1 protein-coding gene is annotated in these 775 nt (G+C 44.9%); it reads right to left on the bottom strand.

All coding sequences use genetic code 11. The annotated features are described in order from the left end of the window. Window positions 1–508 (bottom strand): HAD family hydrolase (locus A3735_RS06375; RefSeq protein ID WP_068637790.1); only part of this gene is annotated, 508 nt, incomplete at its 3' end. Between the last annotated feature and the right edge of the window lie 267 nt (window positions 509–775).

Below are 775 nucleotides of genomic sequence, written 5' to 3'. Positions count from 1 at the left end.
AGTGATCTTGAGCATATAAACAGGAATGCATGTTAGCATGTTCTGCTGCTAATAGGTCGTACAGATAATCACCCACATACACCGCCTCAGAAGGTTTGAGTTGCCACTCACGACATAGTTGCTGCAAGGCTCCTGGGTGAGGCTTTGCAGGGGCACACTCTCTGGTTAATATCGTGTCAACTTGTAGTCCCACTTGCTCTAACTTACGACGAGTTGCTTCTCTTGAATTTCGAGTCACTATCGCAGTTTTTAATGCTCCTATAGAAAGCTGTTCAAACAAACTTTCTACTCCAGGAAGCAGTTCAACTGATCGCGCATCGGCCATTTCGTGTTGATAAACAATGGCATTTGCCGCTTCTTTATCTTTGCCTTGCAGGGCATCGATGTAGGCCAAAATATCTTCGTCAGGCGGGCAACCCACATCTTTTCGCATTCGGTCAAAGTTGAGACTCGAGCTGACCAGCGTTCCATCAAGGTCAAAAATGATGGCTCTAATCTGTTCCGACACACACCGTGGAATTCTCCTCAAGCAACTCACTGACTCGCTCCATTTTGAAATCAAAGACTAAGAGCTAAGAGTGTACTGAAGATATATTCATAAGACCAAAGAAAACAAAAAGCGTGGCTCTCGCCACGCAAAAAACATCCTTGTCTAGCTTCACAACCAACAACTAGCATCCGATAAATCTGATGTCCTCAATTAATCGTCATCCTCACAGCGCTCTTCCATTCGCTTTAGCTTCTTCGATACCATCGCTTTAAGCTCGGCTTTCTG

This window comes from Oleiphilus sp. HI0061 (assembly GCF_001635675.1).
Note: the sequence above shows the minus strand (reverse complement) of the source record. Positions and strands in the feature narration are given on the sequence as shown.